This is a genomic window from Streptomyces sp. McG3 (assembly GCF_018619185.1).
Classification (GTDB): domain Bacteria; phylum Actinomycetota; class Actinomycetes; order Streptomycetales; family Streptomycetaceae; genus Streptomyces.
Window position 1 is genome coordinate 43,677 of the sequence record NZ_JAAXYC010000008.1, and the last position, 24,225, is coordinate 67,901.

Annotated in this window: 25 protein-coding genes and 1 pseudogene; 12 read left to right on the plus strand and 14 right to left on the minus strand. The window is 68.8% G+C overall.

All coding sequences use genetic code 11. The annotated features are described in order from the left end of the window. Window positions 1-303: 303 nt before the first annotated feature. On the plus strand, window positions 304-1,131 hold the full coding sequence (locus tag HET64_RS02685) for a phosphatase (RefSeq protein ID WP_215101791.1): 828 nt from the start codon (window positions 304-306) through the stop codon (window positions 1,129-1,131). A 75-nt stretch (window positions 1,132-1,206) separates the two neighbouring features. Next, window positions 1,207-1,641, plus strand: a complete 435-nt coding sequence (locus HET64_RS02690) for a YdeI/OmpD-associated family protein (RefSeq protein WP_215101793.1) — start codon at window positions 1,207-1,209, stop codon at window positions 1,639-1,641. 3 nt (window positions 1,642-1,644) lie between these two features. On the opposite strand, the gene HET64_RS02695 is transcribed toward HET64_RS02690, so the two are convergent. Genes HET64_RS02695 through HET64_RS02705 form a run of 3 tightly spaced genes read right to left on the minus strand, consistent with a single transcriptional unit; the run spans window position 1,645 to window position 4,739 of the window. After that, complete coding sequence (locus HET64_RS02695; RefSeq protein WP_215101795.1) at window positions 1,645-2,622, minus strand: cation diffusion facilitator family transporter; 978 nt, start codon at window positions 2,620-2,622, stop codon at window positions 1,645-1,647. A gap of 56 nt (window positions 2,623-2,678) precedes the next feature. After that, a complete protein-coding gene (locus HET64_RS02700) occupies window positions 2,679-3,563 on the minus strand; it encodes an acyl-CoA thioesterase II (RefSeq protein WP_215101797.1) in 885 nt (294 codons plus the stop codon). A gap of 18 nt (window positions 3,564-3,581) precedes the next feature. After that, complete coding sequence (locus HET64_RS02705) at window positions 3,582-4,739, minus strand: acyl-CoA dehydrogenase family protein (RefSeq protein WP_215101799.1); 1,158 nt, start codon at window positions 4,737-4,739, stop codon at window positions 3,582-3,584. A 237-nt stretch (window positions 4,740-4,976) separates the two neighbouring features. On the opposite strand from HET64_RS02705, the gene HET64_RS02710 reads away from it, so the two are divergent. The 4 genes from HET64_RS02710 (at window position 4,977) to HET64_RS02725 (ending at window position 8,832) form a co-directional block, all read left to right on the plus strand. Next, window positions 4,977-5,318, plus strand: a complete 342-nt coding sequence (locus HET64_RS02710; protein WP_215101801.1) for a DUF5713 family protein — start codon at window positions 4,977-4,979, stop codon at window positions 5,316-5,318. 57 nt (window positions 5,319-5,375) lie between these two features. Next, complete coding sequence (locus HET64_RS02715) at window positions 5,376-5,795, plus strand: helix-turn-helix transcriptional regulator (RefSeq protein WP_215101803.1); 420 nt, start codon at window positions 5,376-5,378, stop codon at window positions 5,793-5,795. A gap of 10 nt (window positions 5,796-5,805) precedes the next feature. Then, window positions 5,806-6,219, plus strand: a complete 414-nt coding sequence (locus HET64_RS02720) for a VOC family protein (RefSeq protein WP_026290780.1) — start codon at window positions 5,806-5,808, stop codon at window positions 6,217-6,219. Between the two features lie 216 nt (window positions 6,220-6,435). After that, entirely contained in the window at window positions 6,436-8,832 is a 2,397-nt protein-coding gene (locus HET64_RS02725; protein WP_215101805.1) for an excinuclease ABC subunit UvrA, read from the plus strand. A 30-nt stretch (window positions 8,833-8,862) separates the two neighbouring features. On the opposite strand, the gene HET64_RS02730 is transcribed toward HET64_RS02725, so the two are convergent. Continuing rightward, a complete protein-coding gene (locus tag HET64_RS02730) occupies window positions 8,863-9,084 on the minus strand; it encodes a DUF397 domain-containing protein (protein WP_215101807.1) in 222 nt (73 codons plus the stop codon). Next, window positions 9,077-9,874: a helix-turn-helix transcriptional regulator gene (locus HET64_RS02735; protein WP_215101809.1), complete on the minus strand. Its 798-nt coding sequence runs from the start codon at window positions 9,872-9,874 to the stop codon at window positions 9,077-9,079. The genes HET64_RS02730 and HET64_RS02735 overlap by 8 nt, the downstream gene beginning before the upstream one ends. Before the next feature lie 132 nt (window positions 9,875-10,006). Here HET64_RS02735 and HET64_RS02740 point away from each other — a divergent pair, with 132 nt between their 5' ends. From HET64_RS02740 to HET64_RS02750, 3 genes are all read left to right on the plus strand, one after another. Further along, window positions 10,007-10,351, plus strand: a complete 345-nt coding sequence (locus HET64_RS02740) for a hypothetical protein (RefSeq protein WP_215101811.1) — start codon at window positions 10,007-10,009, stop codon at window positions 10,349-10,351. Between the two features lie 51 nt (window positions 10,352-10,402). Beyond that, entirely contained in the window at window positions 10,403-10,969 is a 567-nt protein-coding gene (locus tag HET64_RS02745; protein WP_215101813.1) for a YciI family protein, read from the plus strand. A gap of 141 nt (window positions 10,970-11,110) precedes the next feature. Continuing rightward, window positions 11,111-11,701 (plus strand): GNAT family N-acetyltransferase, encoded by a 591-nt coding sequence (locus HET64_RS02750; RefSeq protein ID WP_215101815.1) that lies wholly within the window; start codon window positions 11,111-11,113, stop codon window positions 11,699-11,701. Here HET64_RS02750 and HET64_RS02755 read toward each other — a convergent pair. Together HET64_RS02755 and HET64_RS02760 are read right to left on the minus strand one after the other, a co-directional pair. Continuing rightward, on the minus strand, window positions 11,688-12,605 hold the full coding sequence (locus tag HET64_RS02755; protein ID WP_215101817.1) for an alpha/beta hydrolase: 918 nt from the start codon (window positions 12,603-12,605) through the stop codon (window positions 11,688-11,690). The genes HET64_RS02750 and HET64_RS02755 overlap by 14 nt on opposite strands. Window positions 12,606-12,735: 130 nt before the next feature. Continuing rightward, window positions 12,736-13,017: a DUF1905 domain-containing protein gene (locus HET64_RS02760; protein WP_215101819.1), complete on the minus strand. Its 282-nt coding sequence runs from the start codon at window positions 13,015-13,017 to the stop codon at window positions 12,736-12,738. A 232-nt stretch (window positions 13,018-13,249) separates the two neighbouring features. Here HET64_RS02760 and HET64_RS02765 point away from each other — a divergent pair, with 232 nt between their 5' ends. Continuing rightward, on the plus strand, window positions 13,250-13,930 hold the full coding sequence (locus tag HET64_RS02765; RefSeq protein WP_215101821.1) for a GPP34 family phosphoprotein: 681 nt from the start codon (window positions 13,250-13,252) through the stop codon (window positions 13,928-13,930). Window positions 13,931-13,997: 67 nt separating this feature from the next. Here HET64_RS02765 and HET64_RS02770 read toward each other — a convergent pair whose 3' ends face one another. Beyond that, the gene (locus HET64_RS02770; RefSeq protein WP_215101828.1) at window positions 13,998-14,876 is read right to left on the minus strand and encodes a trans-aconitate 2-methyltransferase; all 879 of its coding nucleotides are present in this window, start codon (window positions 14,874-14,876) and stop codon (window positions 13,998-14,000) included. A gap of 178 nt (window positions 14,877-15,054) precedes the next feature. Between HET64_RS02770 and HET64_RS02775 the strand changes: the two genes are divergently transcribed. Next, on the plus strand, window positions 15,055-16,479 hold the full coding sequence (locus HET64_RS02775; RefSeq protein ID WP_215101830.1) for an FG-GAP and VCBS repeat-containing protein: 1,425 nt from the start codon (window positions 15,055-15,057) through the stop codon (window positions 16,477-16,479). Between the two features lie 417 nt (window positions 16,480-16,896). Here HET64_RS02775 and HET64_RS02780 read toward each other — a convergent pair whose 3' ends face one another. The 3 genes from HET64_RS02780 to HET64_RS02790 form a co-directional block, all read right to left on the minus strand. Further along, window positions 16,897-17,673: a hypothetical protein gene (locus HET64_RS02780; protein ID WP_215101832.1), complete on the minus strand. Its 777-nt coding sequence runs from the start codon at window positions 17,671-17,673 to the stop codon at window positions 16,897-16,899. Next, window positions 17,670-19,004 carry a hypothetical protein gene (locus tag HET64_RS02785; protein WP_215101834.1) on the minus strand — a complete coding sequence of 445 codons (1,335 nt, stop codon included), beginning with the start codon at window positions 19,002-19,004 and terminating at the stop codon, window positions 17,670-17,672. The genes HET64_RS02780 and HET64_RS02785 overlap by 4 nt, the downstream gene beginning before the upstream one ends. A gap of 111 nt (window positions 19,005-19,115) precedes the next feature. Beyond that, window positions 19,116-19,289 (minus strand): hypothetical protein, encoded by a 174-nt coding sequence (locus HET64_RS02790; RefSeq protein WP_215101849.1) that lies wholly within the window; start codon window positions 19,287-19,289, stop codon window positions 19,116-19,118. Between HET64_RS02790 and HET64_RS02795 the strand changes: the two are divergent. Continuing rightward, a pseudogene (locus tag HET64_RS02795) lies at window positions 19,273-19,781 on the plus strand (IS630 family transposase); the annotation flags it as partial. The gene HET64_RS02790 and the pseudogene HET64_RS02795 sit on opposite strands and share 17 nt — an antisense overlap. A gap of 8 nt (window positions 19,782-19,789) precedes the next feature. Here HET64_RS02795 and HET64_RS02800 read toward each other — a convergent pair. The 3 genes from HET64_RS02800 to HET64_RS02810 are packed head-to-tail and all read right to left on the minus strand — an operon-like array spanning window position 19,790 to window position 24,155. Beyond that, a complete protein-coding gene (locus HET64_RS02800) occupies window positions 19,790-20,644 on the minus strand; it encodes an immunity 49 family protein (protein WP_215101836.1) in 855 nt (284 codons plus the stop codon). Continuing rightward, window positions 20,641-23,712 carry a hypothetical protein gene (locus tag HET64_RS38660; RefSeq protein WP_251144675.1) on the minus strand — a complete coding sequence of 1,024 codons (3,072 nt, stop codon included), beginning with the start codon at window positions 23,710-23,712 and terminating at the stop codon, window positions 20,641-20,643. Before HET64_RS38660 ends, HET64_RS02800 begins: the two co-directional genes overlap by 4 nt. Next, window positions 23,709-24,155: a DUF6507 family protein gene (locus HET64_RS02810; RefSeq protein ID WP_215101838.1), complete on the minus strand. Its 447-nt coding sequence runs from the start codon at window positions 24,153-24,155 to the stop codon at window positions 23,709-23,711. Before HET64_RS02810 ends, HET64_RS38660 begins: the two co-directional genes overlap by 4 nt. Window positions 24,156-24,225: the final 70 nt, after the last annotated feature.

The window sequence follows — 24,225 nt, forward strand, 5'->3', positions numbered from 1 at the left end:
ACTTACCCGAGAGCGCCCCGACGGAGAGAATCGGACACCGGTTTGGCGCGACTCGATTGGTCCAGACCTCTGGGTGGTTCCATTCGAGCCCGAGCCCCGCCCGACGGGGGAAGAAGCAGGTCACGCCGGGGTGAACAGTCCCGGAAGACTTGCCGGGCCGGGCGTCGGTCCGGACACACCACCGGCCACCGGTCCGCACGCCCGGGCCGGAAGCGGACCCTCCGCCGGACGGAACACCCGGCACACCCGTCCGCCGGGCAAGACGCCGGGCACGCCCCGCACACCGGACGGCACAATGGGTCCATGCCGATACCCAGCCGCGCCGCCCTCGTCGACCACCTCGTCCGTACGCGTATCGCGGGGGACGTCGCCACGCCACGCGACAACAACCTCTCCCACTACCGCAAGCTCGCCAACGGGGACCGCCACTACTGGCTGGGCCTGGAGCTGGGCGACCGCTGGACCGACGAGCAGGACGTGCTCGCGGTGATGGCCGAGCGCTGTGGCGTCAACGACGACCCGGCGCACCGGCAGGGCCAGGACACCATCGACCCGGAGCTGACGGTCGACGCCCTGGAGCGGATGGCGGCCCGGCTGCGCAAGGCCGCGGACGGCCGCGAGCGGGTCCTGTTCGCCACCGGGCACCCCGGCGGCATGCTGGACGTGCACCGGCAGACGGCGGACGCGCTGCGCCGCGCGGGCTGCGAGATCGTCCGCATCCCGTCCGGGCTGATGGCGGACGAGGGCATGGTCTTCCAGTTCGCCGACGTCGCGATGCTGGAACGCGGGGCGACCCTCTGGCACACCCACTCCCCGGCCCCGATGGCCGCCATCCTGGACGCCATGGCCCACCTGGGCCGCCCGCTGCCCGACCTGGTCGTCGCCGACCACGGCTGGGCGGGCTGCGCGGGGCAGCGGGGGCTGGACGCGATCGGTTACGCGGACTGCAACGACCCGGCCCTGTTCCTCGGCGAGGCGGAGGGCACCCTCCAGGTCACGGTCCCGCTGGACGACCACGTCACCGACCCGCGCTTCTACGACCCGATGACGGACTACCTGCTGCACGCGGCGGGGCTGCTGGAGGAAGAGCCGGTGGAGTCCGCGGAGCCCGTGGAGGAGACCGCCGCGTAGCCGACGAGGGCCGGCGATGAGTTTCGGGCCCGGCGGGCGTCTTCACTGACACGACGCAGACGTGAGGGGCAGGCCATGAAGTTCAGCACGACGATGTTCCGGACCGGGAACAACACGGGCATCGAGGTGCCGGAGGCCGTGGTCGAGGCCCTCGGCGCGGGAAAGCGCCCCCCGGTGAACGTCACGGTCAACGGGTACGCGTACCGCTCGACGATCGCCCCGATGGGCGGGCGGTACCTCATCCCGTTCAGCGCCGACAAGCGCGCGGAGACCGGCATCGGCGGCGGGGACGCCATCGAGGTGGAGCTGACCCTCGACACCGCGTCCCGCGCGGTGGAGCCGCCCGAGGACCTGGCGACGGCGCTGGCCGCGGCCCCCGGGGCTGCGGAGGCGTTCGCCGCGCTCCCGCCCAGCCGCCAGAAGGCGCACGTCACGTCGGTCGAGGCAGCGAAGGCGCGGGAGACGCGGGAACGGCGGATCGCGAAGACGGTGGCGGAGCTGACACCGTAGGGATCAGGGGCCGGTGTCCCGCTGCCGCCGCAACCGCTGCGCCCGCCCCGGCGTCGGGTCCAGATAGACCCGGCGCACCGGCGGGAACCGCTCGCGCAACTGCGCCTCCGCCTCCTCGCAGGCCCACTCGACCTCCGCGGCGGTGGCCATGTCCCGGAAGTCGATCTTCGCGGCGATCAGGATCTCGGACGGCCCCTGGATGAGCGTGGTCAGCTCCAGTACGTCCACGATGTGCGGCACCGACAGCAGCTCCTCGCGCACCCCGGCCCGCATCGCCGGGGGCAGCGGCCGCCCGATGAGCAGTTGCGCGTTGGTGCGCCCGAGCACCCAGGCCACGTACACGAGCAGCAGGCCGATCAGGCAGGACGCGATCCCGTCCCAGACGCCCGAGCCCGAGAGCTGACCGCCGAGCAGTCCGCCCGCCGCCAGCAGCAGCCCGATCAGGGCCGCCGAGTCCTCCATCACGACGGCCTTCACCGCCGTGTCGGGGGTGTGGCGCAGGTAGTACGTGTCCGGCACCCGCAGCCGTGACGCCTCGCGCCGCACCTGCTTGACCCCGGTGCGCAGCGAGTAGCCCTCCAGGAGGAAGGCGACGGCCAGGACGATGTAGGAGACGAGCGGGTCGCCCAGCTCCTCGCCCGCGACCAGGGTGTGGACCCCGTCGTAGAGGGAGAAGACGGCCCCGCCGACGAAGGTGGCGATGGAGGCGAGCATCGCCCAGATGTAGCGCTCGGGGCCGTAGCCGAGCGGGTGGTCCTCGTCGGCCGGCTTCCCGCTCCGCTTGAGCGCGGCGAGGAGCATGACCTCGGTGACGGTGTCGGCGACCGAGTGGGCCGCCTCGGAGAGCATCGCGCTGGAGCCGCTGATCAGCCCGGCGACGGCCTTCGCCACGGCGATGCCGAGGTTGGCGACGGCCGCCACGATCACCGTGAACGTGGACTCCCCGCCATCGGTCCCACTGCCCGCTTCCGCGTCACCCATGGTGGGGAGTATGTCCGAAATGACGCTTCAGGTGGTGCTCATCCCCGGGAGACGCGTCATCCCCGGGGGACGCGGACGACGCCTTCCTGGATGACGGTGATGGCGAGCCGCCCGTCGGCGGTGTAGATGCGGGCCTGGCCCAGTCCGCGACCGCCGGAGGCGGAGGGCGACTCCTGGTCGTACAACAGCCACTCGTCCGCCCGGAACGGCCGGTGGAACCACATCGCGTGGTCCAGGCTCGCGCCGACCACGTCCCCCACCGCCCAGCCGCCCCGCCCGTGGGCGAGCAGCACCGAGTCGAGCAGGGTCATGTCGGAGACGTACGTCGCCAGGCAGACGTGCAGCAGCGGATCGTCCGCGAGCTTGCCGTTCGTCCGGAACCACACCTGGGACCGGGGTTCGCGCGCCTCGCCCACCGTGCCGAACGGGGGCGCGTCCACGTACCGCAGGTCCACCGCGGCCCGCGCCTCGATCAGCCGGTCCACGACCCCCGGATCGCTGAAGCGGTCCGCGTACCGGGGCAGCATCTCGGCCGCCGTCGGCAGGGTCTCCGGGTCCGGGGCGGCGGGCATGGGCGCCTGGTGCTCCATCCCCTCCTCGTGACTCTGGAAGGACGCGGAGAGGTGGAAGATCGGCTGCCCGTGCTGGACGGCGACGACGCGGCGGGTGGTGAAGGACCGCCCGTCGCGGATGCGGTCCACGGTGTAGACGATGGGCGCGCCCGGGTCGCCCGCCCGCAGGAAGTAGGAGTGCAGGGAGTGGGCTCCCCGGTCGTCCGGGACGGTGCGGCCCGCGGCGACGAGCGCCTGGGCCGCGACCTGGCCGCCGAACACCCGGGGCACGACCGCGCTGCGGCTCACGCCCCGGAAGATGTCCCGCTCGATCTGCTCCAGGTCGAGCAGGTGGAGCAGATCGAGCAGGGGGTCGGGACTCTCGTTCATGGAGCGAACGTAACCCCTCTACAGGCCCATGGACTTGGCGATGATCGACTTCATGACCTCGCTGGTGCCGCCGTAGATGCGGTTGACCCGGTTGTCCGCGTAGAGGCGGGCGATCGGGTACTCGTTCATGAAGCCGTAGCCGCCGTGCAGCTGGAGGCAGCGGTCGATGACGCGGTGGGCGACCTCGGTGCAGAACAGCTTCGCCGAGGCGGCCTCGGCCGCCGTCAGCTCACCGGCGTCCAGGGCCTCCAGCGCGCGGTCGGCGACGGCCTGCGCCGCGTCGACCTCGGCCTGACAGGCGGCCAGCTCGAACTTGGTGTTCTGGAACGAGGCGACCGTCTTGCCGAAGACCGTGCGCTCGCGCACGTAGTCCGAGGCGAAGCGGACGGCGGCCGCGGCCTGGGCGTACGCGCCGAAGGCGATGCCCCAGCGCTCGGAGGCGAGGTTGGTGCCGAGGTAGCCGAAGCCCTTGTTCTCCTCGCCCATGAGGTCCTCGGCCGGGACCTTGACGTCGACGAACGCCAGCTCGGCGGTGTCGGAGGTCTTCAGGCCGAGCTTGTCGAGCTTGCGGCCGACCGAGTAGCCCTCGGACCTGGTGTCGACGGCGAAGAGGGAGATGCCGAAGCGGCGGTCGTCCTCGCGCGGGGCGGCGGTGCGGGCGCAGACGATGACGCGGTCGGCGTGCACGCCGCCGGTGATGAAGGTCTTCGCGCCGTTGAGGACGTAGTGCGTGCCGTCCTCGGAGAGCTTGGCGGTGGTCTTCATGCCCGCGACGTCGGAGCCCGTGCCCGGCTCGGTCATCGCGAGGGCCCACATCTCCTCGCCGGTGGCGAACTTCGGCAGCCAGCGCTTCTTCTGCTCGTCGGTGGCGAGCATCTTCACGTAGGGCAGGCCGAGCAGCGTGTGCACGCCGGAGCCGCCGAAGGAGACGCCCGCGCGGGCGGTCTCCTCATAGATGACGGCCTCGTACTTGTGCGAGTCGATGCCCGCGCCGCCGTACTCCTCGTCGACCTCGATGCCGAAGATGCCCAGCTCACCGAGTTTGAGGTAGAAGTCGCGCGGCACCTGGCCCGCGGCGAACCACTCGTCGTAGACCGGCACGACCTCGGCCGCGATGAAGGCGCGGATGGTCTCCCGGAACGCCTCGTGGTCCTCGTTGAATACCGTACGGCGCACGGGATGCCTCCTAGGTCGGCAGTCGATTCGCGGAACTCGCGGTATGCGGCTAAGCGCTTGCTCAGACTCCCTTCGAAGTTACCCGTCGGTTGTGGTCGCTGTCCAGGGTGATGCTCGGCACGCGGAAGCCAGCTGCGCACGGAACGCCCGCCACCCGCGCGCGGCCCGATTGTCAGTGGCGTGGGGGAGTATCGGTACGACGGCGACGGAACGTACGGAACGCATGCGGGAGACACCGTGACCATCACGAACGAGCGGCTGGCGCAGTACACGTTCCTGGCCCTGCTGTACGAGGACGACTACTTCCCCGACCACGTCCTGGACAAGGGCACGGCGGTCCTGCGCGCCCTCTGCGAGCGGATCGAGGCCGAGAAGCCCGCGGACCTCACCGCCCTGTACGCGCTGACCGCCGCGCCGACCCGGGCCTTCAACGACCTGGAGGCCGAGTTCGAGGCGGCGGGCAGCGAGATCGAGACGGTCGCCCGCGAGGAGATAGGCGAGGCCTTCTGGATCATCGCGACGGCGTACGGCTTCGCGGACGCGGACCCGGAGAAGCTGATCGCCGAGCGCGAGTGGTGACCGCCTCCCGCCTCCGCGGGACGGGCCGGGCGTCGGCGCCCGTGGGAGGGTGAAGGAGTGAGGCTGGAGGACCTGGCCCGGTTGCGTCGGGCCCGCGACCGCATGGACCGCGAGTACGCCGAACCGCTCGACGTGCCCTCGCTGGCCCGTGCCGCGCTGATGTCGCCCGGCCACTTCTCCCGCAGCTTCCGGGCCGCCTTCGGCGAGACCCCGTACAGCTATCTCATGACCCGCCGCATCGAGCGGGCCAAGGCACTGCTGCGCCGGGGCGACCTGTCGGTCACGGACGTCTGCTTCGCCGTCGGCTGTACGTCGCTCGGCTCGTTCAGCTCACGTTTCACCGAACTGGTCGGCGAGAGCCCGAGCGCCTACCGGACCCGTCCCCACGACGCGGGCGAGACCATCCCGGCGTGCGTCGCCAAGATGCTCACGAGACCGGTCAGGAATGGAGAAGCGGATCGCAAGCCCCGCCCGTAGCGTGAAATGCATGAACATCAACCTCTCGCAGTGCTTCATCGCCGTCGACGACCACGACAAGGCGCTCGCCTTCTACCGGGACGCCCTGGGAATGGAGGTGCGCAACGACGTCGGATTCGAAGGCATGCGCTGGGTGACCGTCGGGTCCCCCGCACAGCCCGACGTGGAGATCGTCCTCGAACCCCCGCTCGCGGACCCGAACGCCCCGGAAGCCGACCGCCGGACCATGGCCGAGCTGCTCGCCAAGGGCATGCTGCGCGGCGTGATCCTCTCCTCCGAGGACGTCGACGCGGCGTTCGAGAAGGTCCGCGCGGCGGGCGGAGAGGTGCTCCAGGAGCCGATCGACCAGCCGTACGGCGTCCGCGACTGCGCCTTCCGGGACCCCTCCGGCAACATGCTCCGCATCACCCAGGCCAAGAAGTAGCACCGGCCCGCAGGGGCCGGGGCCGAAACAGGCCCCGGCCCTCACGCACGACCAGTAGGCTCCCGCGCACCGGCGGGCGCCCGTACCAAGCCCCACGAGCCCGTACCAGCCCACGAGCCGTACCAAGCTTCACCAGCCGTACCAGCCCCACGAGCCGTACCAGCAGGGCCCCCGCACCAGCAGGCTCCGCGCACCAGTAATGGAGAGACGACGAGCATGGCTCCGCGAACGAAGACCCAGCAGCCGCCCGCGCCGCACGCCGCCGACAGCCACGACCTGATCCGTGTGCACGGTGCGCGGGAGAACAACCTGAAGGACGTCAGCATCGAGCTCCCGAAGCGCCGGCTGACGGTGTTCACCGGAGTCTCCGGCTCGGGCAAGAGCTCGCTGGTCTTCGCCACGATCGCCGCGGAGTCCCAGCGGCTGATCAACGAGACCTACCCCGCCTTCGTCCAGGGCTTCATGCCCACGCAGGCGCGACCCGACGTCGACGTCCTCGACGGGCTGACGACCGCGATCATCGTCGACCAGCAGCGGATGGGCAGCGACCCCCGCTCCACGGTCGGCACCGCCACCGACGCCAACGCCATGCTGCGCATCCTCTTCAGCCGGCTGGGCACGCCGCACATCGGCCCGCCCGGCGCGTTCGCCTTCAACGTCCCCTCCGTGACGGCGAGCGGCGCGATCACCGTCGAGCGGGGCAACAAGACGGCGGTCAAGGCGACCTTCAGCCGCACCGGCGGCATGTGCCCGCGCTGCGAAGGCCGCGGCTCGGTCTCCGACATCGACCTCACGCAGCTCTACGACGACTCCAAGTCGATCGCCGAGGGCGCGTTCACCATCCCCGGCTGGAAGTCGGACAGCTGGTGGACCGTGCGGATCTACGCGGATTCCGGCTTCCTCGACCCGAACAAGCCGATCGCCAAGTTCACCAAGAAGGAGATGCAGGACTTCCTCTACCGGGAGCCGACCAAGGTGAAGGTCGAGGGCTCCACCCTCACCTTCGAGGGGCTGATCCCCAAGATCCAGAAGTCGTTCCTGTCCAAGGACCGCGAGTCGATGCAGCCCCACATCCGGGAGTTCGTCGACCGGGCGGTCACCTTCGCCACCTGCCCCGAGTGCGAGGGGACCCGGCTCACCGAGGGCGCCCGCTCCTCGAAGATCAACAAGATCTCGATCGCCGACGCCTGCGCGATGGAGATCCGCGACCTCGCGGAATGGGTCCGCGGCCTGGACGAACCCTCGGTCGCCCCGCTCCTCGAAGCCCTCCAGCAGACCCTGGACTCCTTCGTGGAGATCGGCCTCGGCTACCTCGCCCTGGACCGCCCCTCCGGCACCCTGTCCGGCGGCGAGGCCCAGCGCGTCAAGATGATCCGCCACCTCGGCTCCTCGCTCACCGACGTCACGTACGTCTTCGACGAGCCGACCATCGGTCTGCACCCGCACGACATCCGGCGCATGAACGACCTCCTGCTGCGCCTGCGCGACAAGGGCAACACCGTCCTGGTCGTGGAGCACAAGCCCGAGGCCATCGCCATCGCCGACCACGTGGTCGACCTCGGCCCGGGGGCCGGCACGGCGGGCGGCACCGTCTGTTTCGAGGGCACCCTGGAAGGGCTCCGCGCCTCCGACACCGTCACCGGCCGCCACCTGGACGACCGGGCCGTCCTCAAGGACGAGGTGCGCAAGTCCACCGGGGCGCTGGAGATCCGCGGCGCGACCTCGCACAACCTCCGCGACGTCGACGTCGACATCCCGCTCGGCGTGCTCACCGTCATCACCGGAGTGGCGGGCTCCGGAAAGAGCTCGCTCGTCCACGGTTCGATCCCGGCGGGCGAGAACGTCATCTCGGTCGACCAGAGCCCCATCAAGGGTTCCCGCCGCAGCAACCCGGCGACGTACACGGGCCTCCTGGAGCCGATCCGCAAGGCCTTCGCCAAGGCCAACGGCGTGAAGCCCGCCCTGTTCAGCGCCAACTCCGAGGGCGCCTGCCCCACCTGCAACGGCGCGGGCGTCATCTTCACCGACCTCGGCATGATGGCGAGCGTCTCCAGCCCCTGCGAGGACTGCGAGGGCAAGCGGTTCCAGGCCTCGGTGCTCGACTACCACCTGGGCGGCCGCGACATCAGCGAGGTCCTCGCGATGCCGGTCGCCGAGGCCGAGAAGTTCTTCGGCTCCGGCGAGGCGGCCATCCCGGCCGCACACAAGATCCTCGACCGTCTCGTGGACGTCGGCCTCGGCTACCTGAGCCTCGGCCAGCCGCTCACCACCCTGTCCGGCGGCGAACGCCAACGCCTGAAGCTGGCCACGCACATGGCCGACAAGGGCGGCGTCCGCCAAGTCCTCGTACTCGACGAACCGACCACCGGCCTGCACCTCGCCGACGTGGAACAGCTCCTCGGCCTCCTGGACCGGCTGGTCGACTCCGGAAAGTCGGTGATCGTCATCGAGCACCACCAGGCGGTGATGGCCCACGCCGACTGGATCATCGACCTCGGCCCCGGCGCCGGCCACGACGGCGGGAAGATCGTTTTCGAGGGCACCCCGGCGGACCTGGTCGCCGACCGCTCCACGCTGACGGGCGAGCACCTGGCGGAGTACGTGGGGGAGTGAGGCCCGGGCCCTTTCCGCCTGTCTTCCGGGTCAGGCGGAAAGGGTCCCGCGCTTGACCGCGTCCACGAACACGGCCCACCCGGCGGCGGGGATGAGCAGGGCGGGCCCGCCGGGGACCTTGGAGTCGCGGACGGGGACGGCGGTGGGGTCGTGGTCCTGGACTTCGAGGCAGCTGCCCGACTCGCTGCCGCTGTAGGACGACTTGCGCCAGCGGCTGAGCGAGGAGATCGCCGGGAAGTTCTGCTCAGCCATGTCCTCTGTAGCCCTTCGCTGTCGCCTTCAGCACGTCCAAGGAATCGTCCCGTGACAGTGCGTCGCTCAGGGCAAGAGCGTAGCGGCTCTGGAGTGCCTCGACCACGGACGGCGAATCGTGCAGCTTTCCCATCTGCACTCCCTCGCTGTAGGCGACCGGCGGCTGGTCGTCGAACCACATCAGCGTCAGCATGCTCTCCAGCAGTGAGTGGAAACCGAGCGACATCGGGATCACGTGTACGCGAATGCGCCGGGATTCGACGAGGTCGATGATGTGCTCAAGCTGGTCGGCCATGACATCCGGACCGCCGATGGGACGTCGTAACGCGGCCTCGTCCAGGAGCGCCCAGACCACGGGCGATGTGGGGGACTTGAGGATCTGGGCCCGTTCCAGCCGTGCGACGACGGCCTTGTCACACTCCTCCGCGCTCAACGGCGGGAATGCCATGCCGAGCACAGCACGTGCGTACGCCTCGGTCTGGAGGATGCCCGGCAGGAATGACAGGGCGAATTCACGAATGGCGGTCGCCTGCTGCTCAAGGTGCCGTGCCGCGCCGAAGTAGTCCGCAAGCACCTTGTCGCCTGACCCGGGCCGGAAGCTGGTCAGCACGCCACCGGTCTTGAGCACCATGTCGAGCCGCCGGGCATCCTCTTCGCTCGGCACCCGTCGACCGGCCTCGATGTGCGAGATGTGCGACCGGGTCATCAGGGCCAGGTCCGAAAGCTGCTGCTGTGTCAGCCCGGCCGCTTCACGCTGAGCCTTCAACCATGTGCCATAGGTATTACTCACAGCCAACTCCCGTGCGACGAAGCCGTTGTCACTCCGAACCCCCTGGCGAGCCTAGCCTCGCCGCTCGCACGCTGTGAGTGGATCGCTACGCAGCGAAGAATTCACCCCACCGCGCACGGAGTTGACGCCCCCATGAACGAACAGCCCCAGAACGCCGCACGCCTGCTTCCCTGGGCCGGAACGGAGGGCAGGCCCTGCTACGTAGCCGGCGACGGCGACGGACAGGTCTCGCGTACGGCCGACCGGGTCGAGGCCATGCAGCTCGGAATGGCGTACGAACTCCTCGACCACGCCGACGACATGGTCGCGGACGACGGGTCCACGAGCGTCCAGCTCCGCCACGTCGCCGCCGCCCTCGCGCACTCCTTGCGGGACGTCCACCGGGTCGCCCGGAGCCGGGGGCTCAGGCTGGGGATCCCCGATGCCTTCGAGCCCGGTCACCCGTCGGGCCCGGGGCTGGTCCGGCTGCGGCCGTGAGGCGTGTGCGGGCGACTGCGCCCGCTCCGGGCGCTCCGGTACGGTCGCGGCATGCCGTTCTACGTTCACGCCCAGGACCAGCCGGATGTCGCCGACCAGTTGATGGAGCTGTCCGAGGAGCACTGGTCCTACATGGACCGCTTCGACAGCCGGCTGATACTCCGGGGACCCACCCTGTCCGACGACGGGGAGGAGCACACGGGGAGCGTCCACGTCGTTGACGTCGCCGACCGTGCCGCCGCCGAGCTGTTCGCGACCGAGGAGCCGTTCTGGAAGGCCGGTCTCTACCGGGACTACACGGCAGTCGCGGCGGAGGTGCTGCTGCGCCGCGAACCGGCGGCGGATGCCCCGTACACGCTGGTCACCGCCCGGTGGCCTGCGCGGGACCGTGCCTCGGGCCGGGGCGAGCAGGGGCTGTTGGGCGCGGAGCCGGACAGGCGGCTGAGCTTCGTGGCTGTTCTGCTCGACGACGAGGGAGCCCGTACGACGGGTGTGGTCGCGGCGGTGCGTGCGCTCCCGGACGAGGCGCAGCGCCTGGTCCAGCCGTTCGCGGACCAGCTCGCGGGTGGACCCACGCCCCTCGGGGCGCAGCGCTGGCAGCGCGGCGGGCGTTCCTGAGAGGGCGGGCGCCCCCTCGGTCGGCGTGAAGACCGGGCGGGGCGTTCCTGAGAGGGCGGGGCGCCCCCTCGGTCGGCGTGAAGACCGGGCGCGGGGCTGGTCCGGCTGCGGCCGTGAGGGGGCACGGGTGACGATGGGGCCATGACCCGCGTCCTGTCGACACCGCCCGCGATGACCTCCGGCTGCCTCGCCGCCGCCCCGCAACCCGTGCTCCCGGTAAGCGGCGGCGGCGGGCTTCTGCTGCGCCCCTGGGAACGGACCGACGCGGCGGCGTTCCTCTCCGCGTACGAGGATGAGGAGACCCGGCGCTGGCACACGCACCGGCCCGCGACCGAGGCACAGGTCCGGGAGTGGTTCGACGGGTACCGCCAGGACTGGCAGCGGGAGAAGGGCTGCCACTGGGCCGTCGCCCGCGACAGCGGCGAGGTGCTCGGCCGGATGGCGTTGCGCGGCCTGGACTTCGACGACGGCGTCGCGAACGCCGCCTACTGGGTGCTCCCGGACGCACGCGGCGCGGGGGTCGCCACCCGCGCACTCGCGGCGGTCAGCGCGTGGGCGCTGGACGACATCGGCTTCCACCGCCTGGAGTTGGACCACTCGACGCGCAACCACGCCTCGTGCGGGGTCGCCACGAAGGCCGGCTACCGCCTGGAGGGCACCAAGCGCAACGCGGCCGTGCACGACGACGGCCGGCACGACATGCATCTGCACGCCCGGGTCAGGGGTGACTGATCCTGTCGCGCAGCCAGGAGCGGATGCCTTCGAGCGCCGTCGCGGCCAGCGCGGTGGGGTGGCCGGTGAAGCCGTGGGGCGCCTCGGGATAGACGCGCAGCTCCACGTCGTTGCCGGCCGCCGACAGCCGACCGGCCAGCGTCAGGTTGTCCTCCAGCAGCACGTCCTCGCTTCCCACGACCAGCAGCGTCGGGGGAAGCCCGCTCAGGTCGGCGTAGAGGGGCGAGATGTCGGGAAGGGTGCGGTCGGCCACGTGGCCCGCGTACGCCTGGAGGAAGTACTCCTCGGCGATGAGGCGGCCGCCGGGGGTGTGCGCGCTCAGGTCGTAGGTGCCGAACCGGAGCGCGGCCCCGGCGAACCGGTCGACGACACCCCGGTCGCGCAGCCGGAGCAAGGTCGCCAGGGCGAGGGTGGCCCCGGCCGAGCTTCCGCCGATCGCGAGCCGGGTGGTCCCGAAACGGGCCTCGGCCTCTTCGACGAGCCAGAGCGCGACCGCCGCGCAGTCGTCGGGCGCGGCCGGCCAGGGGTGTTCGGGCGCGAGCCGGTAGTCGACCCCGACGACGGCGATCTGGAGGGCGTCCGCGAGTTCGCGGTGGCGTTCGTCGCCCTGTGCTGCTGAGCCCATGTAGAAGCCGCCGCCGTGGATGCCCAGGTAGACACCCCGGGGCGGTCCGTCGGCGGGGAGGAAGATCCGGACCGGGACCCGCACGCCGGCGGCCTCGACCGTTTCTTCGACGGCGGGCGGAACGGTGGCACGAGGAGCGGGCTTCTTCGCGCGGGCCTCCTCCAGCTCCTCGAACGAGCCGGGCCCACGGCCTGCCACCCTCGACCGGTAGAAGGCGCGAGCCTCGGCCACCTGCTCGTCCGGCACGTCGACCAGCAGTGCTTCCAACGCGAATCGCACGCGTCGCTCCTCATCCGTCGTCGTGGCTCGTCCTGCCTGCCCGGCAGCCAATGTAGCGGCGGATCGAGGGGCGCGGTTCGTCACCGCTGCGGTGCTCGTTGCTGTCACGACAGCGCGATCGATCCGGAGGTCAAGCGTCCACCCGCTCCTCCAGGAGAACGGTCACGCTGTCCCCCTCCTCCTTGCCGATCGCCTTGCGTACATCCGCCTTCACCGGCAGCTTGTGCGTGCCGTCGCCCAAGGCCATGAACGAACTGCGGAACGGATGACCGTCGATGGTGCCCCGGACCTTCACCAGGCCGCGGGTGCCGAAGAACTCGGCCGACCCGGGCCACACGACGTAGGTCCAGCCACCCTTCTCCGGACTCTTCCGCAGGGTCGCGGTGAACTGTTTGCCGATGGTGTTGCTCATCGTGGATACCGCCTGTCCAGGGGCTGGCTCTGAGAAGGGCTGTCGCCGTTGCCGTTCACCAGTAGGACCGAGGAGGGCAGGAAAACTCATCGGGGACACACGACGACCGCCGACCTTTCATGACGTCTGTCATGAACAGTGGTGACAGCCCACACCGCCCTGCCCGCTCTCCGCGGGGCAGGCTTGAGGGAAGAGAACCGGGTACACCCGACGCCGACGGTGGGACAGGACCATGCGGACCGAGAACGAGATGCTCATCGTCGAAGACCTGACGCTGCTGATGATGGACGACAAGTCCGGAGCCATCGCGGGGGCGGGCACGCTGTACTACACGCTGGGCGGCGCGGTCCTCGTGGAGCTGGGCCTCGGCGGCCACACCAGGGCCGACGAGAACGACCAGGGGCTGAATGGTGTGAAGGTCCACGCCGTGGCCGGCCGTGCACCGTCCGATCCGCTGCTCCGGGCCGCCCACGCGAAGGTCGGGGAGCGCGTGCGCGGCGTACAGACGCTGCTGATCGAGATCGGTACGGGGGTGGTGACGCGGGAGGCCGTCCTCGACCGGCTCGTCGAGCGGGGCGTGCTGCGCCAGGAGACCAAGAAGACGCTGGGCCTGTTCCGTACGACGTCGACGACGGTCGCGGACACCGGGTACAAGAAGGCCTTGGTGGAGAAGGTCCGGGCCGTCCTGATCGACGGTGCGGAACCCGACGCCCGTACGGCGGCACTGGCCGGACTGCTCTCCGCGAGCGGCACCCTGCCGACCCTGCACCGCTCCATCCCGTGGTCCGGCAAGGTCTACAAGCGGGCGAAGGAACTGGAGCAGAGCAGTTGGGGCGCGGAAGCGGTGAACGCCGCGGTGATGCGGACCGTGGCGGCGGTCTCCACGGGCACGGTCGTCGCGGCCACCAGCTAGAGCGGACGTCGGCAGGGCACAGGGCACAGGGCACAGGATCAGGAACAGGGCCGGCCCCGGTCCCGGCTCAGGCGGGGCGGCGGGCCATCCACGTCTCGCGGGTCGACCGTACGACGAGGTCGTCCCGGTGCCGTACGTCCTCGGGTCCGCCGCCGATGAGCCGGTCGAGCGCGGCCAGGTCCTCCGGCGAGACGCGCCCGACCAGGTTGCCGCGCATACGCTCGAAGACGAGGTACGCGTACCGGCCGGCCCCCTCGGGAAGCGGGGCGCGCAGCTCCCACGGTTCGGCGCGTTCCTGCTCGACGGAGAAGCCCGCGGTCACCAGCAGCGAGCCCCAGTCGGCCCCCCGGTGCGGCAACTGCTCGGCATGCAGGCCGTCGAGGGCCTCCCGGTAGCGGAGCTCCAGGGCACCCGGTTCCCCGCTCTCGGGCAGGAAGGTCGGCATCCCGTCCACCTCCGCGACGGCCAGCAGCCCGCCGGGACGCAGCGCGGCGCGGATGCCGGCCAGGGCGGTCGCGGGATCGTCCAGGTGGTGCAGGGACGCGGACGCCCAGACGAGGTCGGCGTCGACGATCCCGGGCAGCCCCGCACCGGCGTCGGCCTCCAGGGTGCGCACGCGGTCGCCGAGCCCTCGGTCCCGGGCCGCCGAGGTGAGCCGCTCCAGCATCTCGGGGGAGCTGTCGACAGCGGTCACCCGGGCCGTCGGGAACCGCTCCAGCAGGGCGAACGTGCCGGTCCCGGTGCCCGAGCCGAGGTCGACGATGTTCCGGACGTCGTCACCGGCCAGGCAGGCGATACGCCCGGTGAGCGCGGTCAGGTGGGGGGCGAAGAGGGCGGCGTCGAGGTCGAGGATCTCGGGGAGACCGTTGGGCGTCGCGGCGGAGCCGTGGGAATGCGCCGCATGTCCGTGCTGGTGCTGGTGCTGGTGCTGATGTCCGTGAGCCATGGAATCGAGCGTACGGGTCCTTGCGTCTCATGCATGCAATCTTGCCGATAACGCAAGAAGATGGCGCCGGAGCCACCCTCGTACGCAAGAGATCGTGTTCCGGAGTACACAACCATTCGCGGCACGGATGGTCTTTCTGAGCAGTGAGCACGTGCGCACATCAGGGGGATGAACAGCGATGAAGACTTCTCGACTCCGTACCGCTTCGGCGATCTTCGTGACGCTCGCGGCCACGGCCGCCGCCGCACCGGCCTTCTCCGGTACGTCGGTGGCGGCCGCGCCGGTCGCCACCGCGCGTCAGCAGATCGACTTCAACGGGGACGGATACGAGGACATGTACGCCTCGGTGCCCGACGGGACCGTGTCCGGCCTCAAGAAGGCCGGGTACCTGGTGGTCTACCCGGGCGACGCGAAGGGCACCAGCCCGGCCCGGCACCGGGTGATCAACCAGAACACGTCCGGGGTCCCCGGCACGGCCGCGGCGAACGCCCGCTTCGGCGCGGGCACGCCCGCCGACATCGACCGGGACGGGTACACCGACCTGCTGGTCCCGGCCGCCAAGGGCCCGCAGACCATTCTGTTCGGCGGCAAGGGCGGCCTCGGCACCCGGGCCGTCGAGTACCGGGGCCAGGGGTACGCGGTGGGCGACTTCGACGGCGACGGCCGCACGGACGCTGCCTGGATCGACCACACCGAGTGGGACGGGAAGGTCGTGCTGGACGAGAACATCGGCGCGGACGGCTCGGTCGGCGGCACGCGCACGGCGCTCACCGTCAACAACGGCGCCACCGTCTTCGAGGGCGTGCAGGCCGTGGACATGAACAACGACGGCAAGGACGACCTGGTGGTGAGCACCGGCTGCAACGACGAGCCGGACTGCGGAGGGCGGTCGCTGTACCTGTCGACGGGGACGGGCTTCACCCACACGCCCATCGTCACCGCGCCCGGGACGTACCTGACGCACTCCACGGTGACGGTCGGTTCGGTCAACGGCGACGCGTACCCGGACCTGGTCTTCACCCGGCAGCCCACCGGCCTGGACAGCGACCTGGACTTCCCGAGCAAGGGCGGCGCGGTGGCGGTCGTCCTCGGCGGCCCCAAGGGCCAGAACACCGCCGTGAAGCCGAAGTGGATCACCCAGGCCACCACCGGAGTGCCGGGCGCCGACGAGAAGGGCGACGCCATGGGCGCGAGCGCCGCGGTGGGGGACCTGGACGGCGACGGCTACGGCGAGGTCGTCGTGGGCCTGCCGGGCGAGGACGTGGGCCCGGCCAAGGACGCCGGCGGGGTCCTGGTCTTCAAGGGCCGCGCCTCGGGCATCACGGGCGCCGATACGAAGGTGATCGGCCAGTCGACGGCGAACGTCCCCGGAGTCGACGAGAACGGCGACGCGTTCGGCGGCGAGGTCCACGTGGTGGCCCCGGCCAAGGGCGTACCGGCCACGCTCGCGGTGGCCGCCCCCGGGGAGAACACCAACCAGGGCGGCGTCTGGCTCTTCAAGGGCAGCCGCACGGGCCCGGTCACGAAGGGCAGCGTCTCCTTCGGCGAGTCGACCCTGGGCGTGACGCCGTCGGCGGTCCGCTTCGGGGGCCTGCTGGGCTGAGGGGTTCAGGAGCCGCGCGCGTCGGCGGAAGCGGTGGCATCGCACGTCACGTGGGTGCCGGTGGCGGAGCGCGGACCAGTGCCGGGCACTTCTGATCTTGTGGAGGGGCTGGCCGAGGGGCGATGGGGGCCGGATCGTGTGCCTAACCGGACACTGCGTCGGTGAGGTCCGGTCCCCGCCCGTCAATAATATGGAGGTACTCACGCATAATGTGAGCCCGGGATGCGCCATGAGTGAAAAATTTTTCCTCGGCCTGCCAATTGATGGCAGAAATTCGAGTCACGAGATTTTGCCCGCACCTTCTTCGGCGAACCTGAAGCTGTGCTAGACGCCGGGTGTGTAGTTCTCCTCGGCCATCCAGTCCTGGCGGCTCCTTGCTTTCCGCTTCCCTCTTGGAATTCCTTGGTCGGACATGGTTCACTCCTGGCTCGCGGATCTAGGTACGCCAAGTACGGCCTCCTCGATAATCCTGGCAGCATCCTGGTCGTAGATTCGGACGCAGTCGACATCCCCCTCCGAGGTTGACAGTTGGGTCGTCGGCTGCCATCCCAGGTGCCCACTAAATACCTCGTCGCGCTGGCCGCCTCCCTGCGGAAAAAGGCGCCTGAAGACGGGCCCTCGATTGCTATCAGAGGCGTAGAATGTGACGCGTCCTTCAACGTCCAGAGCGTCGAGAACGGTGCCGTGGAGCGTGACAACTGGGGTGTTGCTCGCATTGCCTTGCAAGCTTCCGGGGCGAAACGAGACACCTGTCAGATCCAGGGCTCCGACATTGTCTTTCATGAACTCTCCGCCCCGCTCATACATGCGAATCAGTGGCTCGTAGAGGTCAGGGAGATCGCCAGTCCCGACTGCTGGGTTATTCAAGCGTAGTTCCGCAAGGCGTACGGCACCACGACAGGTTACCTTGACATCCCCGCTCATTCTTGCACCAAGGAATTCCTCCAATTCTTGCTCCGTGCTGGGCGAAAGTTTAAATTCTGCATCGATGTACTCCGTGATGTCGAAGAACGGCCAGGCGCTCTCGGCGGAGTATGTCTGGGCCCACAAGGAGGATCGCCTCAGATATTCTCGCATCAGTAGTCGTCGCAACATTACTTTTCCGAAGACGTCACCCCAGTCGCGTTCCCATTTCACTGCGCAGAGGCGCTCCATCACCTTGGATGCTGCTCGTTCGCCTTGTCCGTCAGTCACTTCAGGTCAATCCCCTTGGACCGCAGCTCCTGCTTGAGGGCCACGATAACGTCGTCAATATTTGCCAGTTGGGGCGCTACCTTGACCCGCGTAGCATCCATGCCCAATGAGCGCCAATGGTCGAACCCGCCCGTACCTTCATTGAGGGAAAGATCATGAGCTCCCGCGTCGAACGCGTCCCGGGGCCAAGCGTGATAGTAATCGACTGTCTTGCCGCCATCATTGGAGAAACTTTCCCACGCGTCCGGATACTCGCGCAAGTAGGGCATGCCCGCCTCCATCAGGTGGCTCTCAATGTATTCATGGGCGACGAACCTTTCAAACTTGACAACTTCCGCTGGATTCAAGCTGCGTTGACTTGCAGTTTCGAGGATGGTGGCAATATCTTCGCGGGGCGTAAAATATGCCTTGCGCGCACTGCCCGGAGCATCGGACACCATGTGCTCGGTGAGGAAGCAATGCGTTCTGACACGTCTCCATGACCGGACGTGCCTTTGGCGTCGGCGCTGTGACCGCCGCTGGCGTCCGTGGGGCTGTCCCCATCCAGGCTCCCTGCCGGGAGATGGTCGCCTTGGCCGCCGCGCGGACCACTGCCAGGCGTGCCGCTGTCCACGCTGTTGGTCGGCAGGTTGTTCGCCGTGCCGCCCGGTGTCCTGTCGAGGTTCGAGGCGTCGTCGCTCGTCCGGCCGAGGTCGTTGCCGATCCGCCCTGTGTCGCTGAGGTCCGAGTCCAGCCGTGCCGTGTCGCTGCCGCCGCGTGCTCCCGCGCCGACCAACGCGGATTGTTCGGCCGGGGTGCGGGGCAGGGGGCTGTCCGCGTCCGTCCTGACGGAAGCGCCGTCCGTCGGGGAGGTGGACCACGTCGTCGCCGAGGTCGACGGCTCCGGCGGGGATCTCCGCGCCGTCCGGGAGCTTGACCGAGTTCCTCGGGATCTCGAACGCGCCGTCCGGGATCGCCGCGCCCTCGGGCAGGTGCAGGGTGCCGTCGCCGAGCTTGAACGCACCGTCCGGCAGCGTGATCGCACCCGGCGGCAGTGTCGGGATCTCGACGTTGCCTGTGCCCTTGAGGCCGGCCATGACGTCGCTGATCTTGGTCAGGCCCGCCCCGGCGCCCTTGAAGAGGTACGTCGTCGGGTCGGCGTAGCGGCCCGCCTTGTTCGCGAACGACAGGGCCTTGGCCGCCACCGCCGCCTTGCCCGCGCCGGAGACCGCACCCCCGGAGCCGCCGGTGAAGACCGTCGTCAGGACGTTGAAGGTGACCGCGCCTCCGGCGCGGGCCGGGTTCTCGCGCCACTGGTCGTAGGCGATGAGGGCCTTGCCCGTCTCCTTCATCTCATTGCGGCGGCGGTTGTTCTCCTCGACCAGATCGCCGTCCTCGCGCCACGTCTCGTCCGCGTTCGCCTTGTCCAGGAAGGCCGAAGCCTCCTGCCTGAGCCGCTCCAGCTACGCGACCAGCGGCTGTGCGTCGTCCGCATAGGTGCCGAGTGCGCCGGTGACGACCGTCAGGTCGGACTTCAACGCCGCCCCGCGGTCCGCGACCGGCTTGGTCGTCGCGAACAGCTGATCCGCCTCCGGCGCCTTGTAGAAGGCCTGCAGGCCGCCGATGGCGCCGACCACACCGGCGAGGAAGACCCACGACGACGTCCGGCACGGCACGACCAGCCTGTCCGCCGCCCTGGACATCGCCTCCGGCTCGGTCATCGCACAGCGCTACCGGCGCCACCGCCACCGAGAGTTCCTCCGCTTCCTGAAAGTCATCGACACCGCAGTCCCCAAGCACCTCGAACTCCACCTGGTCCTGGACAACTACGCCACCCACAAGACCGAGCCGGTCAAGAAGTGGCTGCTGCGGCACCCCCGCTTCCACTGCACTTCACCCCCACCTCGGCCTCTTGGCTCAACCTCGTCGAACGCTGGTTCGCCGAGCTGACCTCCCGCAAACTCCGCCGCCCGGCCCACCGCAGCGTCGTCTAACTCGAACGGGACATCTGCGGCTGGATCAACGAGTGGAACAAGAACCCCAAGCCGTTCGTCTGGACGAAGACCGCCGACGACAACCTCGACACCCTCGCCGCGTACTGCACACGAATTGACGGCTCAGGACGATAGAGGGCCTATCACGTATCGAACTCGCCTACCCAGGAGCGATCCAGCAGGCGAATGGGTAGATAGTCGGACTCGACTTCGATCGGGAACCCGGCGTCGTAGGCAAGACACGTGATGGCGAGCGGGCCGAGAGCCAGGAAACCTGCGATGTCCCCAGCGCGCTCCGGTGCGCTCCAGTAGGCATTGTGGAGCTCCAAGGCCTCCACGAGTGCCTCGTTGAAGCCGTCATGGTCCTTGCGGAGAAACTTGTAGAACAGGTTGATCGGTGGGTAGAGAATGCATTGGAGCAGGTCCCGTGGTGTGATGGTGGCGATGTCGGGATGAGAATTCTCGATTGCAGCCGTCAGCTTTTCCGGCAGCCCCGGTTGTTCGCGCCAGTAGGTCTGCAGTGCATCTACCCAGTGAAGGACGTACTCGTCCCCCTCTGCCCCAGATTCCCGAAGGAGTTCGAGCGGAATTCGGCACATCTGGTTCATTCGAGGCTGATCTCGGCAGATCATAGTGAACCATAGTGTCGTCAGCCAATTTCCTGCGCTTACATAGAATTGCGGACCGGTAGCCTTGATAGTCCGCACCTCGTGATCGATGCGTACCTTAATCTCCCCTTCGCTGATGTCGGCAGCGGCAAAGGCGGCTGCACCGACCTGCATTGCCGAAACGGTGGCATCCCACGTTGCGAACCTATTACCTCGAGGATTCAGGGCTTGCTGTGTCTGCGCCCGCAGGACTGCCTCATTCAGTGCCATGCCGAAAATTGCAGGCGAGGCGTCCAGATTTTGAATGCTCGTCTCGAGCTCTTCACCAAGACGCTGGGTCACCTGTTCATCGATCTCGGGCAGTGCGTGCCGCTCTACCGTCACAGTCATGAGCCACTCCTGCTAGTGCGTTCGAAGGAGAAATCCTCCCCCGTGAACTTTCCAATATTGAATTTTTGACTCTTGAATCCACCGTAAATCGGACCGTCTGAAATCCCCTTGACGAGTATATACTCTACCTTGTCTGCTATAAGCGCCTTCTTCAAATCGACATACAGGCGGAGCTCGGCGGCGTTCCCGCCCTGTGCTCTTTTCCACATTTCGTTCATAATGTCGAGCAGATACTCGCGAGAACCTTGCCTGGCCTTGTATCCGTTGGGTAGTGTTCGCTCGTTGATGGCAGTCTTGATGTTACTCTTTGCCTCTATGATGACAAAGCTATCGGCATCCTTGAGGCGCCACACTTGGTCGAACTGATCATTTCCGTTTTTTGGGCCGCTCGTGGCCTCCCACTTCGCTCCATCGTAATACTTCGGGATTAGGTGGTTGCGGGCGACGGACTCTCCGTATGCCTCGGTAGCTCTTGTCATCGTGGTGTGAAGCGGTGCGTGCTCAGATTTGAGAGAATTGTAGAGAGTCTCATTCTCGTGTGTTTTGTTGGATTCCAGCTCCTTCCTTGCTCTGGCGAGTGGGTCATGCAAGGTTTTGTCGGCTTCGATTGCCTCGTGCCGACGCTTGGCGGCATCGTCCATGGTTGCCTTGACTGGCGTGCCGCTCAGATCCTTGGCGATTCCCTGGCGTTCCCAGTCTGAGTGATATTTTGCAGGGAATGCCGGTGGGGCTTTATCTTTCGGAATCCAGATTTGTGGATTGGTGGGATCCCGGATTAGTTGCGGGGGTGGGAAGCCGCTTTCGTCGGGTGCATCCACATCGCTGCGATGTCCGCGCTTCTCGTAATAATCTTTGAAGTACCCCTCTTCGTGGTTCGCTCGGTATGTCTGAATTTCCTTTATCTGTTCTGCGGTGAGGGAACCGGGCGGTCCGTATGGATTGTCGCCCTGCCTCATGAAACTCGGCGGTGGAGGAAAACGGCTCTGGCGATGCGTGTTTCCGCCCGTTGTCGGCGCGCTATTGCCTGTGCGACTCGCTTCATCCGCTGTACTGGTCGCGTCGCCGACCGCATCTCCGTTTCCACCAGTCCCGCCGGTCCCATGCGAGGCCGAGGCACGGGTGCTGTCGTCGCCTGCTGAGCCGTCCGGCAGGTCCCTGCTACCTCTCCCGCCGAACGAGGTGTCCCCGGAGTTGGAGGTGTGCCCTCCGCTGCTTGGATTGTTGTTACTGGCCTGGCTGTTTCCGGTGCTGGCTGAGGGCCTGTTGTCGAGGCTGTTGGCCGGTAGGTGGTTGCCAGCCGTGCCGTCCGGCAGGTTGTTCGCCGTGCCGCCCGGGGCCCTGTCGAGGTTCGAGGCGTCGTCGCTCGTCCGGCCGAGGTCGTCGCCGATCCGTCCCGTGTCGCCCAGGTCCGATCCCAGCCGTGCCGTGTCGCTGCCGCCGCGTGCTCCCGCGCCGACCAACGCGGATTGTTCGGCCGGAGTGCGGGGCAGGGGGCTGTCCGCGTCCGTCCTGACGGAAGCGCCGTCCGTCGGGTTCTCGCGTTGGGCGCCGGTGTGGTGCTGTTTGAGGGTGCCGTCCTCGCCGAGGATGTTGCCGTGGCGGTCGAGGTGGATGACGTTGCCGTCGGCGTCGAAGTCCTTGAAGGTGCCCTCGGGCAGGGCGGTGGTGCCTTCGGGGAGCTTCAGGGCCCCTTCCTGGATCGGCAGGGAGCCCGCCGGCGGGACCACGCCGTCGGGGAGGTGGACCACGCCGTCGCCGAGGTCGACGGCTCCGGCGGGGATCTCCGCGCCGTCCGGGAGCTTGACCGAGTTCCTCGGGATCTCGAACGCGCCGTCCGGGATCGCCGCGCCCTCGGGCAGGTGCAGGGTGCCGTCGCCGAGCTTGAACGCACCGTCCGGCAGCGTGATCGCACCCGGCGGCAGTGTCGGGATCTCGACGTTGCCTGTGCCCTTGAGGCCGGCCATGACGTCGCTGATCTTGGTCAGGCCCGCCCCGGCGCCCTTGAAGAGGTACGTCGTCGGGTCGGCGTAGCGGCCCGCCTTGTTCGCGAACGACAGGGCCTTGGCCGCCACCGCCGCCTTGCCCGCGCCGGAGACCGCACCCCCGGAGCCGCCGGTGAAGACCGTCGTCAGGACGTTGAAGGTGACCGCGCCTCCGGCGCGGGCCGGGTTCTCGCCCCACTGGTCGTAGGCGATGAGGGCCTTGCCCGTCTCCTTCATCGCGTTGCGTGCGTCGCGGGCGAAGCCCGGCAACTTGTCCTCGGGGGTGAGCCACAGGACGTGGGGTGCTGCGACGGTGAGGATGACGCCGGTGGTGAGGTTGCCCAGGCCGGTCCAGGCCTGCTTCGCGGCGTCCCAGCCCTCGGTGCCGAAGAGGGTGCCCAGGCCCTTGACCGTGCCCCAGACGCCGTCCACGACGAAGCCCTTGCCGAAGTCCCAGACGTGCTCGTAGAACTGGAACCACCGGGTCGACTCCTTGACCGGGTCGCCCCAGGGCAGACCCTTGGCCTGCTTCAGGGCTTCGGCGTCGTAGCCGTACATGCCCTTCCCGCCCGACCCGTCATCCGTCTTGAGCGGTGTGCCGCCGGGCACCATGGAGATGATCTTGTTGTAGCAGGCGCGCTCCACCGCCTGGAACGCGGTCCAGGTCTCGGCGATCTCATTGCGGCGGCGGTTGTTCTCCTCGACCAGATCGCCGTCCTCGCGCCACGTCTCGTCCGCGTTCGCCTTGTCCAGGAAGGCCGAAGCCTCGTGCCTGAGCCGCTCCAGCTTCGCGACCAGCGGCTGTGCGTCGTCCGCATAGGTGCCGAGTGCGCCGGTGACGACCGTCAGGTCGGACTTCAACGCCGCCCCGCGGTCCGCGACCGGCTTGGTCGTCGCGAACAGCTGTTCCGCCTCCGGCGCCTTGTAGAAGGCCTGCAGGCCGCCGAAGCTGCTGTGGACGTCGCCCGTGGTTGTCGCGATCTTCGCAGCGTCCTTGGCCAGGGCGGTCACCTTCGTGTCCAGCACCGCGAGATCACCGGTGAACACCGGCACTCCGTACGGGTCGACCGGCTCCGTGTCGCTCACTTCGTGCCCCGCAGTTCCTTCAGCAGGTCCAGACGGACCGCCTTCGCCGCGTTCTGCGCCTGCTTCGCCGTGTCGAGGTCACCCTCCATGTACTCGTTCGTCGCCGTTGCCGCACCCAGCACCGCGGCCTGGATCCGCTCCGACATCGACTTCAGCTGGGCCTGCCGGGCGGTGACGTACTCACCCAGCGCCGCCGCCACCGGACCTGTCGCGGTCGGCGCGACCACGCTCGCCGCGACAGGGCTGAGCTGGCGGCCCGGAGCCACGGGACCCACCGGTGAGCCCGCCTTGGTGCCACCCGGCACCGCGGTCCCCGCCGCCTGCGCGGCCTCCATCAGGTCCTTCATCAGCGCGTTGAGCGCCTTCTCCAGCTCACCCGCGTGCCCGCCGACCACCTTCAACTGGCCCTGCACACCCTGCGGCTTGATATCCCACCCGGTCATCCCACGCCCCCGTACGCACAACAAAGCCGACCCACCCCGCAGGGTGGGCGAACACCTGAACCACCCCGGC